The 12,839-nt window shown below is 64.8% G+C and carries 10 protein-coding genes and 1 pseudogene; 6 read left to right on the top strand and 5 right to left on the bottom strand.

What is annotated here, in order from left to right:
- Window positions 1–112: 112 nt before the first annotated feature.
- Entirely contained in the window at window positions 113–808 is a 696-nt protein-coding gene (locus V5G24_RS12425; protein ID WP_394082261.1) for a hypothetical protein, read from the top strand.
- A 32-nt stretch (window positions 809–840) separates the two neighbouring features.
- Here the strand turns inward: V5G24_RS12425 and V5G24_RS12420 are convergent, their stop codons facing one another.
- Window positions 841–1,677 (bottom strand): sulfite exporter TauE/SafE family protein, encoded by an 837-nt coding sequence (locus V5G24_RS12420; RefSeq protein ID WP_394082263.1) that lies wholly within the window; start codon window positions 1,675–1,677, stop codon window positions 841–843.
- Between the two features lie 89 nt (window positions 1,678–1,766).
- Window positions 1,767–2,723, bottom strand: a complete 957-nt coding sequence (dusA, locus tag V5G24_RS12415; RefSeq protein ID WP_509292313.1) for a tRNA dihydrouridine(20/20a) synthase DusA — start codon at window positions 2,721–2,723, stop codon at window positions 1,767–1,769.
- A gap of 311 nt (window positions 2,724–3,034) precedes the next feature.
- Here dusA and V5G24_RS12410 point away from each other — a divergent pair.
- Window positions 3,035–3,639, top strand: a pseudogene (locus V5G24_RS12410) (hypothetical protein); the annotation flags it as partial.
- A 588-nt stretch (window positions 3,640–4,227) separates the two neighbouring features.
- On the opposite strand, the gene V5G24_RS12405 reads toward V5G24_RS12410, so the two are convergent.
- Window positions 4,228–4,575, bottom strand: coding sequence for an ArsR/SmtB family transcription factor (locus V5G24_RS12405; protein ID WP_394082267.1), 348 nt, complete (start codon window positions 4,573–4,575; stop codon window positions 4,228–4,230).
- Between the two features lie 395 nt (window positions 4,576–4,970).
- Between V5G24_RS12405 and V5G24_RS12400 the strand changes: the two genes are divergently transcribed.
- From V5G24_RS12400 to V5G24_RS12385, 4 genes are all read left to right on the top strand, one after another.
- Window positions 4,971–6,263, top strand: coding sequence for an NAD(P)/FAD-dependent oxidoreductase (locus tag V5G24_RS12400; protein WP_394083064.1), 1,293 nt, complete (start codon window positions 4,971–4,973; stop codon window positions 6,261–6,263).
- Between the two features lie 32 nt (window positions 6,264–6,295).
- Complete coding sequence (locus tag V5G24_RS12395; RefSeq protein WP_394082269.1) at window positions 6,296–6,499, top strand: YgaP family membrane protein; 204 nt, start codon at window positions 6,296–6,298, stop codon at window positions 6,497–6,499.
- A 98-nt stretch (window positions 6,500–6,597) separates the two neighbouring features.
- Complete coding sequence (locus tag V5G24_RS12390; RefSeq protein WP_394082271.1) at window positions 6,598–7,644, top strand: efflux RND transporter periplasmic adaptor subunit; 1,047 nt, start codon at window positions 6,598–6,600, stop codon at window positions 7,642–7,644.
- Window positions 7,641–10,889: an efflux RND transporter permease subunit gene (locus V5G24_RS12385; RefSeq protein WP_394082273.1), complete on the top strand. Its 3,249-nt coding sequence runs from the start codon at window positions 7,641–7,643 to the stop codon at window positions 10,887–10,889. Before V5G24_RS12390 ends, V5G24_RS12385 begins: the two co-directional genes overlap by 4 nt.
- A gap of 177 nt (window positions 10,890–11,066) precedes the next feature.
- On the opposite strand, the gene V5G24_RS12380 is transcribed toward V5G24_RS12385, so the two are convergent.
- Both V5G24_RS12380 and V5G24_RS12375 read right to left on the bottom strand, forming a co-directional pair.
- Window positions 11,067–11,456, bottom strand: a complete 390-nt coding sequence (locus V5G24_RS12380; protein ID WP_394082275.1) for a c-type cytochrome — start codon at window positions 11,454–11,456, stop codon at window positions 11,067–11,069.
- 85 nt (window positions 11,457–11,541) lie between these two features.
- Complete coding sequence (locus V5G24_RS12375) at window positions 11,542–12,816, bottom strand: FCSD flavin-binding domain-containing protein (protein ID WP_394082277.1); 1,275 nt, start codon at window positions 12,814–12,816, stop codon at window positions 11,542–11,544.
- Window positions 12,817–12,839 lie beyond the last annotated feature (23 nt).

The raw sequence follows: 12,839 nt of genomic DNA, 5'->3' as shown, positions 1-12,839 counted from the left end.
CGGGAAGATTCCTTTAACCTGCCTCTGGCCTATTGGGGTGGGCTGGGATCTGGAAGTTGAGGCAATGCTGCGTGCCCTCGGGCCGTGGCGGTGCCGCATCGACGGAGACGACATGCCGCAAGCCCGTTTGCCCCGTGCCTTCGCGCCCGTATGCGTGCCCTTGCTCCTCGTGGCCGTGGGCAGCGCCCCCGCCGCCGCGCAGGAGGTCTCGACCCGCGTTTCGCGCACGACCAATGCCGATGGTTCCGCCTCGGTGACGGCGGCCGGCGCGCTCAACGGATGGAGCGCCGCCGAGTTTGGCGTCGACCTCTCCGTTTCCGCCGCTCCGGTCACGGTGGTGCAGCCGCGTTCCAACCTGCCCTGGAACGCAACCGACACTTCCGGCGCGGTCGCCTGGGCGAAGGTCGCGATGCCGGGCGTCTCGAACCTGCTGTTCTGGGACAAGGGCGCGGTGGACGTGCGGCTCGACCCGCTTCAGGACAAGAGCCAGCTCGGCACGAGCTTTTCGCGCGAATGGGACCTGGGCGGCCATATCAGCGCGCAGGTCAGCGACAGCTATGCTGTGACGCTCGCCCCCACCTCCTCCGGCGAGGGGTGGAGCAGCGATAAATCCCTGAGCCTCAACGTGCACGAGACCGGGACCCGGTTCAGCCTCGGCACCTCCGTCGCCAGCGATCGCCACACCTGGCTGCCCTCGCTGAGCGCCCAGCAGAATCTGATCGGCCCGCTGGTGCTCACCACCACCGTGGCCGACACCGGCACCGAGATCAATCGCAGCATCACGGCCGGCTTCCACAGCACCTGGTGAAGGCGGGGTCCGCTGAACCTATCCCAGCGGACCTATCCCAGGATGATGGCGATGAGGAACCGCAGCGCCATGACCAGCAGGAACAGGCCGAAGCCCATTTCCAGCGTTCGGCGCGACAGGCGGTGGGCGAGGCGCGCGCCGAACGGCGCTGTCAGCGCGCTCACCGGCGCCATGCAGGCGAAGCCCAGCGCCGAGACATAGCCGATGGAAAAGGGTGGCAGGTCCGACATGTGAGGCCAGCCGGCCACCGCATAGCCGATGATGCCGGGAATGGGAATCAGCATGCCGATGCCGGCCGAGGTGGCGACGGCAGCATGGATGGGCACACCGTACAGCCCAAGAATGATGCTGGAGATGCCGCCGCCGCTGATGCCGATGAGCGAGGCCGCAAGGCCGATGAAGAAGCCGTAGCCCCACATGACAGCCCTGCCCGGCAATTGGGTGCCGAGGCGCCACTCGGCGCGGCCGAGCAGGGCCTTGAGGCCCATCAAGCTCGCGATCACCACGAAGGCCGCCTGGAGAATCCAGCCGTCGAGGAACGCCGCGATGGCGCTACCCGCGATAATTCCGAGTATAGCCGGCAGGCTCCAGGTCTTCAGCACGCCTTCCATCACCGCGCCGCGCGCCTTGTGGGCGCGATAGGACAGGAGCGAGGTGGGCACGATGATGGCGAGCGAGGTGCCGACGCACAATTGCATGCGGATGTCCTCGGCGACGCCGATGATGCGAAACACCTCATACAGCACGGGCACGATCACCGCGCCGCCGCCGACCCCCAGAAGTCCGGCGAGCAGGCCAGTCACAATCCCACCGACCAGCAGTGCCAACGTCAGATAGGCGAGTTCGCTCCAGGGGATGGAGGAAAGCATGAAGGCGGCCTCGAAGGGAGGGATGCGCGGGGGAAAGCCGGCGGGATGGGGCGCCAAACTGCGCCCGAACCGACGGTCCTGTCCAGATGTCAGGCGGCAGCGCTGCGCGGCGCGCGACGTACGTCGTTGAGCGCGGCGCGCAGCACCTCCAGCCCGGCGCCGGGCGCGATCCCCTCGGTGGACAGCCGACGGCGGAAGGTGCGGGCACCGGGCTTGCCGGTGAACAGGCCGAGCATGTGGCGGGTGATGTCGTGCAGGCGCCCGCCGGCTTCCAGATGGGCGGCGATATAAGGCTCGAAGGCATCCACCGCCGCGAAGGCGTCGGCGTGCGGGGGCGCATCGCCATAAAACAGCGGATCGACCCCAAGCAGCAGTTCCGGATTTTGATAGGCCGCGCGGCCGAGCATCACCCCGTCGAGCCCCGCGCTTTCGGCCTGGGCCTGCTCCAGCGTCGAAAGGCCGCCGTTCAGGGCGATGGGAACATGGGGCAGGCGCGCCTTCAGGCGGCGCACGCGGTCATAGTCGAGCGGGGGAATGTCGCGGTTCTCGCGCGGCGAGAGCCCTTGTAGCCACGCCTTGCGGGCATGGACGATGAGCGCGTCCGCGCCTGCCGCGATCACGGCATCGGCCAGGGCGTCCAGGGCGATTTCCGGGTCCTGGTCATCCACGCCGATGCGGCACTTGACGGTCACCGGGACGGCGACCTCGGCCTTGATGGCGGCAACGCAGCGCGCGACCAGCTCCGGCTCGCGCATGAGGCAGGCGCCGAAATTACCGCCCTGCACCCGGCCCGAGGGGCAACCCACGTTGAGATTGATCTCGTCATAGCCGAAATCCGCGCAGATGCGCGCGGCCTGCGCCAATTGCGCGGGATCGCTGCCGCCGAGCTGCACCGCGACCGGGTGCTCGACCGGCGCATACCCCAGCAGCCGCTCCCGGTCGCCATGAAGCACCGCCGGGGCCGTGACCATTTCCGTATAGAGCAGCGCGCGCGCCGACAGGGTGCGATGGAACGCCCGGCAATGGCGATCCGTCCAATCCATCATAGGGGCTACGGAAAATATAAATGATTGATATGTCATAGTATTTCGTAATTTTAGAACGTTGATGGCCGGCGCTCACAGGCGATTTTACCCCACGCGGCGCACCATTTCCGGCATTTCCGACACGGCTGCACATGCGGCCGGCGGATTGGCCGTCTTCCCTAAACCAAAATCGGGCGCCTGGAGAGTCCCGGTCGGCAGGAAAGGGGCAATACGTCAACGAGACGTTCCTGCGCCGCAAGGATGCCGAGGCATGGGCGCTCGACACGGAGCGCCGCATCGGTCGCCAGGAACCCGGCGTCACGCGCAGGTCGCGCGACGTGTTCCTGTTCCTGGTCGGCGACCTGAACCCGATCGAGGCCGGGCGTTTGCCCGACGGCTCGCCGGACCTCTATTTTCGTGGCTTCTATTGCTGGAATTCGGAGGTGGGCGCCAAGACGCTCGGCATCGCGAGTTTCTATCTGCGTGCCGTGTGCCAGAACCGCAATCTCTGGGGCGTCGAGGACTTCCAGGGATCACCATCCGCCACTCCAAATACGCCGCCTCCCGCTTCGCCCATGAGGCGGCACGGGCCCTGATCCGCTTCGCCAATTCCTCGCCCATGCCCTTCGCCAACGGCACCAGCGCCGCGCGGGACAAGATCGTCGCGCGCACCGACGAGGATCGCAGCGACTTCCTGCGCAACCGGGGCTTCTCCAAGGCCGAGACGGCCAGGATCATAGACACTGTGCTGGCCGAGGAAGGGCGCAAGCCCGAGAGCATCTTCGACTTCGTGCAGGGCATCACCGCCGTCGCGCGCGACAAGCCGCCCACCATCGGACGCTTCTTCTCGGTGGTGCCCCTGATCTACCTCCATGCGTTCGTCTCGGCCCGCGCCCAGGGTTGGGATGTTGGCGCGCCCGCCGACCCGTCACCCTGAACAGGTGCTCCGCTCCAGCACCAGCTGTGGCCCTCCACGCGAACCCGTTCATGCTGCTGACCTGGTTGATTATGCCTGCGATGCCGCTTTGGATGGTGCGTCCATGCGAGCCATGGGCCGGTGCGGCGCCAGGGCAGGGTGGTTGCCGCGTGCACAAAAACTGCACACGAACATCTTGTAACTCTTTGATAACACGGAGCGCACACGGATTTAGCCACCATCACTAAACTAAAATCCGGCTCCTGGAAGGTCGCGGCCGCCGGAAGGGACAGTACATCAGCGAGACGTTCCAGCGTCGCATCAGTACGCGTATGCGCGCTCCATGCGGATGTCGGTCCCGCGATGACCGCGACGGCGATCTCCGGATGTCGCCCGAATTCTGCCGCGGCTTATTGATCGCGGGCTGGACCCACCTGGACCATGGGCATTGAGATCGGGCGCTCACGCAGCGGTACCCACCTGGATCGGCTGTAAGCGGGCTTCAGGTGGTCGGATGTGGGTTAGGCTAAAGCCTCGTCGCGCCACGTCACCTTCGACCCGCTGGCAATCCGGCGCAGCCCACCGATGACCCGAAGAAATGGCGATTTTTCATGTCGCGGCCTTTTTCTCGGAGCCGGGTCGCGGCCGGCCCGCCCCTTTGGGTACGGCGCAGAAGGCGGCGTGCAGAGCCTCCACCACGACGAGAACCTCCGGCCGGCTGATGCGGTAATAATGGGTCGTGCCCTCCCGGCGCGCCTCCACTAGCGCATCCGCCCTGAGTCGCATCAATTGTTGCGACATGGGAACCTGCTCAATCCCCAGCTCCTGACGAAGCTGAGCGACCGATTTCTCTTCCTTCCCCAAAGCGCAAAGCACCAGAAGGCGTTGCGGATGCGACAAGCTGCGCATCAGCTCGGCGGCCTTTTCCGCGGCGGGGATCATTTCCATGACATTCATGATCTTGAATTTAATATCCTTGAATGTTATCTGCAACCGACAATGCCAACGGCTTCGGACCGGAGGCTCCGCCGACGATACAGGGTAGGCCACACGAGTGGAGACGATGATGCAAAAGCGCAATTGCCGATGCCACGGCTTTTTTCATGCGCTGCAAGTGAACATGCGCGGCGGCGGCCGGCCTGGCCGGAAGACAATGGCCGCATCTATTTGAAGAACCTGATCGGAGCGTTGTGATTTTCATTTGGATTTCATTGAGCCCGATCAAACGCTTGCACGCGGCATCCTGCGAAAATAAAGAAACTTGGCCAGGATCAAAAATAATCGCGCGAAGCGGCTCTGACAAAGACTCAAAAACCGGCTGGGAAACGGCCGGATCCCAAGGAGGAAAGTCCATGTCGCATATCGTTGTGCTCGGCGCAGGTCTTGGCGGGGTCATCATGGCCTATGAAATGAAAGATCTGGCGGGTCCGGGTGACAAGATCACCGTCGTCAATCTTGGCACGACTTATTCTTTCGTGCCGTCCAACCCCTGGGTCGCCGTCGGCTGGCGCGAGCGGCAGGACATCACGGTCGATCTGACCAACATCTTTGCGACGCGCGGCATCAGCCTGAAGCCGGAAGGGGCGAAGCGCGTGCATCCGGAGCAAAATCAGGTCGAGCTCAACGACGGCACGTTCCTGGCCTACGATTATCTCATCCTGGCCACCGGCCCAGATCTCGCTTTCGACGAGGTTCCCGGGCTCGGCCCGTCCGGCTATACGCATTCGGTCTGTCACGTGGACCATGCGCTTGAGGCCAAGCGGGCATTCGATGCGCTGCTGGCCGATCCGGGTCCGGTCGTGGTCGGGGCGGTGCAGGGCGCATCATGCTTCGGCCCGGCCTACGAGTTCGCCTTCATTCTCGATGCCGCCTTGCGTCAGGCCAAGAAGCGCGACCGCGTGCCCATGACCTTCGTGACGCCGGAACCCTATATCGGCCATCTCGGGCTCGACGGCGTCGGCGACACGAAGGGGTTGCTTGAGAGCGCCATGCGCGAACACCACATCAAATGGATCACCAATGCTCGGGTGGCGAAGGTGGAACCGGGCCGCATGTTCGTCGAGGAGGTGAACGAGGACGGTTCGCTCAAGACGGCGCATGAACTGCCCTTCGCCTTTTCCATGATGCTGCCGGCCTTCCGCGGCGTGTTGGCGGTGCGCGGCATCGAAAACCTCACCAATCCGCGCGGATTTGTCTTGATCGACAAGCATCAGCGCAATCCGGCCTACCCCAATATCTTTGCCATCGGTGTCGGTGTCGCCATTCCACCCGTCGGCAAGACGCCGCTTCCCGTGGGCGTTCCCAAGACCGGCTTCATGATCGAATCCATGGCCACCGCGACGGCCCAAAATATCAGTGCTCTGCTTCACGGACAGGAACCGCATGCCGTCGCAAGCTGGAATGCGGTGTGTCTGGCCGATTTCGGCGACGGCGGCATCGCCTTCGTCGCGCAGCCTCAAATCCCGCCACGCAATGTCAATTGGTCGGCCCAGGGCAAATGGGTGCACGCGGCCAAGATCGGCTTCGAGCGGTATTTCCTGCACAAGATCCGGACCGGGAAGTCGGAGACATTCTACGAGAATATGGCGCTCGACCTTCTCGGCATCAAAAAATTGAAGGACGTCCGGCTCGATACCGCAAAATAAATATCACCGCAAAATCAAAGGAGTATGTCGAAATGACCGTCGATCGCGCCGTCCTCATGTTTGCCGGGCTTATGGTCCTTGTCTCTCTGGCGCTCGGTTTCTACGTGTCGCCCTATTGGTATTTCTTGACCGCCTTCGTCGGGCTGAACCTGATTCAGGCGTCGGTAACCGGCTTCTGTCCGGCCGCCCTCATCTTCAAGAAACTGGGCTGCAAGCCGGGCGTCGCTTTCGAATAGACGAGCCAGGACCCACACGCAGCCATCCTCCGGCCGGCGGCAGACGTACGCCGACCGTGCCGAAGCTCCAGCTTGCCCCCTCATTCTCCGAGCCTTTCATGCCCCGAACCAAAGTCCACGTTCCCGCCTTTGTGCTGGCCTTGCTTCTCGCCACAAGCGGGGCAGGCGGGCAAGCTTGCGCCGCATCCACGGACGCGGAACTGACCGTCAAGGCGATTTCGGTCCCGGAACTGAAGGCGGTGTTCGGCCAGGTGGAAAGCCGCACTGTCGTGCCGGCGCGCGCGCGCATCGGCGGCACGATCCGCCAGATCGGCGTCACCGAAGGCAGTGAGGTCAAGGAGGGAGAAACCATCGCGCTGGTGGTGGACGACAAGCTCGCCCTCGAGCTCAACGCCGCCGAAGCGAAGATCAAGGAACTCAGGTCCCAGCTGACCAACGCCCGCAGCGAACTGGACCGGAACCAGCAGCTTCTTGCGCGCGGTGCTGTCAGCCAGAGCCGGCTTGACCAGATGCAGACCCAATTCGACGTGGTCGCCAATCAGGTCGCCGCCGCCGAGGCCGATAAGGCGGTTATCGCGCAAAGAGCCACCGAGGGGGCCATTCTCGCGCCGGCGACCGGACGGGTTCTGACAGTGCCGGTAACGCTCGGGTCGGTCATCCTTGCGGGCGAGGAAGTCGCCCGCATTGCAAGCGGGCAGTATTATTTGCGCCTGTCCCTACCGGAACGCCACGCCGCGGAAATCAAGGAAGGCGACACCGTTCTTATTGGACAGCGCGGCCTCTCGCCCGCCAAGAGCGGCGACATGGCGACCGCGCGGCCGGGCCGGATCGTCAAGATCTATCCGGAGATATCGGACGGCCGTGTCATCGCCGACGTGGAGGTGGCGGGGCTGGGCGACTATTTCGTGAATGAGCGTACCCTGGTCTGGATCCCGGTCGGCAAGCGGACGGTCATCGCCGTTCCCTCCGAGGCGGTCACGACGCGCCACGGCATCGACTATGTCCGCATCACGGCGCCCGATGGCCCGCTCGACGTGGCGGTGATCCTCGGCGAGACGTTCCCGGACAATGGCGGGACGCGGGTGGAAATCCTGACGGGGCTCAAGGACGGCGACCGCGTCGTCCTGCCGGGACGTGCGAAATGAAGCTCGGGATCGCCGGAAACCTGACACGCGCCTTCATCGGCTCGCCGCTCACGCCCCTGTTCCTGCTTGCCGCCTTTGCGCTCGGCATCGTCGCCCTCGTCACGCTGCCGCGCGAGGAGGAGCCGCAAATTTCGGTGCCGATGGTCGACATCCGCGTCGAGGCCAACGGCCTCAAGGCGGAGGATGCGGTCAAGCTCGTCACCGAGCCGCTGGAAACCATCGTCAAGAGCATCGACGGCGTCGAGCACGTCTATTCCCAGACCGAGGATGACGGCGTCGTCGTCACCGCGCGCTTCCTCGTCGGCACCAGCTCCGATGCCGCGATCCTGCGCGTGCATGACAAGGTGCGGGCGAATCTGGACCGCATTCCGGTCGGCATTCCCGAGCCCCTGATCGTGGGACGCGGCATCGACGACGTGGCCATCGTGGTTGTGACGCTGGCCCCCGCGCCGGCTGCCGCCGTACGCTGGACCGCGAACGGGCTGACCCGTCTTGCCCGCGAGCTTCAGGTGGAAGTGGCCAAGCTGCCGGATATCGGCCTGACCTATATCGTCGGCGAGCAGCCGGAGGAGATCCGGGTCGAGCCGGACCCGGAAAAGCTCTCGCTCTACGGCATCACGCTTCAGCAGCTTTCGGCGAAGATCGAGGGTGCGAACCGTTCGTTCCAGATCGGCAAGGTGCGCGAACAGGGCCAGCAGCGCACACTGCTCGCCGGCCAGACGCTGCAGACGGCGCCCGAAATCGGAAATCTGTTCCTCACCGCCCGCGACGGCCGCCCGGTCTATGTGCGCGATGTCGCCAACATCGTGCTCGCGACCGAGCCCAACGAGGCGCGCGTGACCGACGTGCGCAGGAGCTCGGCCGGCCTCGAACGCGTGCCCGCTGTGTCGCTCGCGATCGCCAAGCGGCCGGGGACCAATGCGGTCGTCATCTCGGATGCGGTCGCCCGTCGCCTGGAACAGGTGCGCGGGCAAATCCTGCCGCAGGATGTCGAACTGACGGTCACCCGCAATTACGGCGAGAGCGCCAACGAAAAGGCGAACGAACTCCTGTTCCATCTGGGGCTTGCCACGGTTTCAATCGTAGTGCTGGTTGCGTTCGCCATCGGCCGGCGGGAGGCGCTGGTGGTGGCGGTGGTGATCCCCACCACCATCCTGCTCACGCTTTTTGCCTCGCGGCTCATGGGCTACACGCTCAACCGCGTCAGCCTGTTCGCGCTTATTTTCTCGATCGGCATCCTGGTGGACGACGCCATCGTGGTGATCGAGAATATCGCTCGCCATTGGGCCATGCGGGACGGCCGGGCGCGGGAGCAGGCGGCGATCGAAGCGGTGGCGGAGGTCGGTAATCCCACCATCGTCGCGACGCTGACGGTGGTGGCGGCCCTGCTGCCCATGCTGTTCGTCTCCGGCATGATGGGGCCCTATATGAGCCCGATCCCCGCCAATGCCTCGGCGGCGATGCTGTTCTCCTTCTTCGTCGCCGTGGTGCTGACGCCGTGGCTCATGATGAAGCTGGGCCGCAAGGGCGATGCGGCGGCCCATGGGCATGATGCCGCCCACGGGGGCTGGCTCGGGCGGGCCTATGTGGCGGTGGCGGCGCCGATCCTCAAGACCAAGGCCCGGTCCTGGACCTTCCTTCTGCTGGTCGGTTTCGCCACGCTGGCCTCGCTGGGGCTGATCTATACCAAGCACGTCACGGTGAAACTGCTGCCGTTCGACAACAAGACCGAGCTCCAGGTGGTGGTCGACCTGCCGAAAGGGTCGTCGGTGGAGGACACCAACCGCGCCCTTCAGGCGATCGTCGACCGCCTCGCCCCGATTCCGGAGACGATCTCGTTCCAGACCTATGCGGGAACGTCCGCGCCGTTCAATTTCAACGGCTTGGTGCGGCACTATTATCTGCGCTCCCAGCCGCAGCAGGGCGATGTCACCGTGAACTTGCTGCCCAAGGGCGAGCGGGACCGGCCGAGCCATGCCATCGCCCTCGACATCCGCGAGCGCCTGCGAGGGCTCGATCTGCCGGCGGGCACGGCGGTGAAGGTGGTGGAGCCGCCGCCGGGGCCGCCGGTGCTCGGAACCCTGCTCGCGGAGATCTACGGCCCAGACCCCGCCACCCGGCGCGCGGTGGCGGCCAAGGTGCGGGAGACGTTCGAGAGCGTGCCTTTCATCGTCGATGTAGACGACAGCTACGGCATCCAGCCCGAGCGCGTGCGCATCGCCATCGACCAGGACAATCTCGAATATTACAAGGTCGAGCAGGGCGATGTGTACGATGCCATCCGCGCCTTCTATGCCGGCTCGACGGTGGGCTATTCGCATCGCGGCGGTGGCCGCCAGCCGATCCCGATCCGCATCGCCTTGCCCAAGAGCGCCGAGGTTGTGAACGAACGCACGCTCACCACTCCGGTGCCGGCCAATGCGCTGCCCGGGGCCCGCGGGGTCGTGGAACTCGGCGATGTGGTGACCGTGACGCGCGAGCCGGCGTCCTTCCCGATCTTCCGTCACAATGGGCGCGCCGCCGAAATGGTCACGGGCGAACTCGCCGGCCAGTTCGAGGCGCCGGTCTACGGCATGATGGCGGTGGCGGACGCCATCGAAAAGGCGGACTGGGGAGATGTGCCGAAACCCGTGATCGCGCTCCACGGCCAGCCCGAGGACGAGAGCCATCCGACGCTGCTGTGGGACGGCGAGTGGGAGGTGACCTGGGTCACGTTCCGCGACATGGGGGCGGCGTTCGGGGTCGCGATCCTCGGCATCTATATTCTCGTGGTGGCCCAGTTCGGCTCCTTCAAGGTGCCGCTTGTGATCCTGACGCCGATCCCGTTGACCTTCATCGGCATCATGCTCGGCCATTGGATGTTCGGGGCGCCGTTCTCGGCAACCTCGATGATCGGCTTCATCGCGCTCGCCGGCATCATCGTGCGCAATTCGATCCTGCTGGTGGATTTCATCCGCCATGCCCGCACGCCTGACCGGCCGCTGGTGGATGTGCTGCTGGAGGCCGGAGCCATACGTTTCAAGCCGATCCTCCTCACCGCGCTCGCCGCGATGATCGGGGCCGCGGTGATCCTGACGGACCCGATATTCCAGGGGCTCGCCATCTCCCTCCTGTTCGGCCTTGCCTCGTCCACGGCGCTGACAGTGCTGGTCATTCCGGCGATCTATGTGGTGCTGCGGGGCGGCAGGCGCGCAGGTGAAAGGACAGGGGAGGGGACGCAAGCCCAGGGTTCGGAGCGGGTGTGACCGACGCTTGCGAAGGCTGATGGGCGGCGGCGTGCGCTTCGCCCCCCATATGGAACCACCAAGTGGTTCCATATGGGGGGATCGCGCTCTTTATCTGGTGGATCAGCTTTTCGAAACGGATGGATACCATCCGTTTCGGTTGATCCATTAGCCGGCGCGCGCTCCAGCTTTCAAACCTTACTGTTTCTTGCCGTCGGCGCCGAATTGCGCCAGGAACGCGGTGAGATCCTTTATTTCCTGCTCGTTCTTGAGACCCGGGAACGCCATCTTGGTGCCAGGAATCTTCGCGCGCGGATCCTTGATATATTCGGCGAATACCGTCTCGTCCCAGGTGATCCCCGAATTCTTGTTGGCTTGCGAATAATTATAGCCGGGAACCGTGCCCGCCGGGCGCCCGAACACGCCATTCAGCGTTGGGCCGACTGCATTCTTCGCAGTCTCTCCCACCTGATGGCAGGCACGGCATTTGTTCCAGACCCGCTCGCCTGCGGAAATGTCCTGCGCCACGGCGGGCACCGCGCTCAGCGTGGCGAGGGAGAGCAGAAGAACGGAAGACGTCAAGCGCATCTTGAATGACCTCGATCATTGTGGTGGCCGCGTGTGACGCAGCAAGGGAAGAGCGGCTGCTTCAGCTAAAAGACAGACGCGGCGATCATCCGAAGATGTCGGCGGTGATTGCGGCGTACCAGCCGATGTTCTCGGCCTCGGTCTGCTTGCGCAGGTCGGCGCTTTCGTCGGTCTTGGAGACGAAGCCCTCGATTTCCTTGATGCGGCCGTCGGCCGGGGCATAGCGCCCGCCCACCTTCACCGCATCGTCGGTGTCGATGAGGCTCCAGCACGTATTGGCATAGCGCGCGGGAAAGGCGCGGGCGCCGGTCAATTGGGCGCGCACCGCCATGGCCGCCACCTTTGCCTGACTGTTGGCGGCGAAGGCGGATTTCGGCATGTCGCCGGGAATGGCGGCATCCCCCACGATGAAGATGGCGGCGTCCATCGCCGAGGCCATGGTCTGCGGATCGATCGGGCAATAGCCGGTGGCATTGGCCAGCCCGGCGTCGCGGGCGATGCGCCCGGCCATCTGGGCGGGAATGACATTCACCAGGGCCGCGTTCTTATAGGTTTCGAAGCCCGTGACGACCGTGCCGGTGGCAGGATCCACGGACTTCAGCCCGTCATTGATGGCGGGGGCGATCCATTCGACCATGCCGGGATAGTGGCTTTCCCAGCCGGCCTCGAACAGGCCCATCTTGGAGAACTTCTCCTTGGGATCGACGATGATGATCTTGGCCTTGCCGCGCCCCGTGGTCTTCAGCACATGAGCCATCATGGAGGCCCGCTCATAGGGCCCCGGCGGGCAGCGATAGGGATTGGGCGGGGCGATGATCACGATCAGTCCGCCGTCGGGCACCGCATCCAGCTTCTGCTTGAGCAATCTGGTCTGCGGCCCGGCCTTCCAGGCATGGGGCATGAGTTCGGCCGCAGCCTCGCTCCAGCCGGGCACCGATTGATAGTTCAGATCGATGCCGGGGGAGAGGATGAGGCGATCGTAGGAGAGGCTTGAACCGTCGGCGAGCTGTACCTGCTTCTTCTCGCGATCGATGCCGGTTGCGGCCTGGTGGTTCAGCGCCACGCCCTGCGCCGCCAGCTTGTCGTAGCTCTGCACGAGGGAATCGAAGGTGCGGTAGCCGCCGAGATACAGGTTCGAATGGAAGCAGGTGACATATTGGCGGCTTGGCTCCACCAGGATCACCTCGATCGCCCGGGCGCTGTCCTTTGCCACATAGCGCGCGGCCGTTGCCCCGCCCGCGCCGCCGCCCACCACCACGAGGCGGGGCTTGGCTTGGCCAAGCACGGCGGGGGCGCCGAGCGGAACGGCGAGCGCCGCCGCACCCGAGCCGATCATGAAGTCTCTGCGATTGATGGGCATGGTTTATCCCTCCCGCGCCGGCC

The sequence above is a fragment of the Roseixanthobacter finlandensis genome, from assembly GCF_043195105.2.
In the GTDB taxonomy this organism is placed as follows: Bacteria; Pseudomonadota; Alphaproteobacteria; order Rhizobiales; family Xanthobacteraceae; genus NCEH01.
This window is presented reverse-complemented; position numbering and strand designations above follow the sequence as displayed.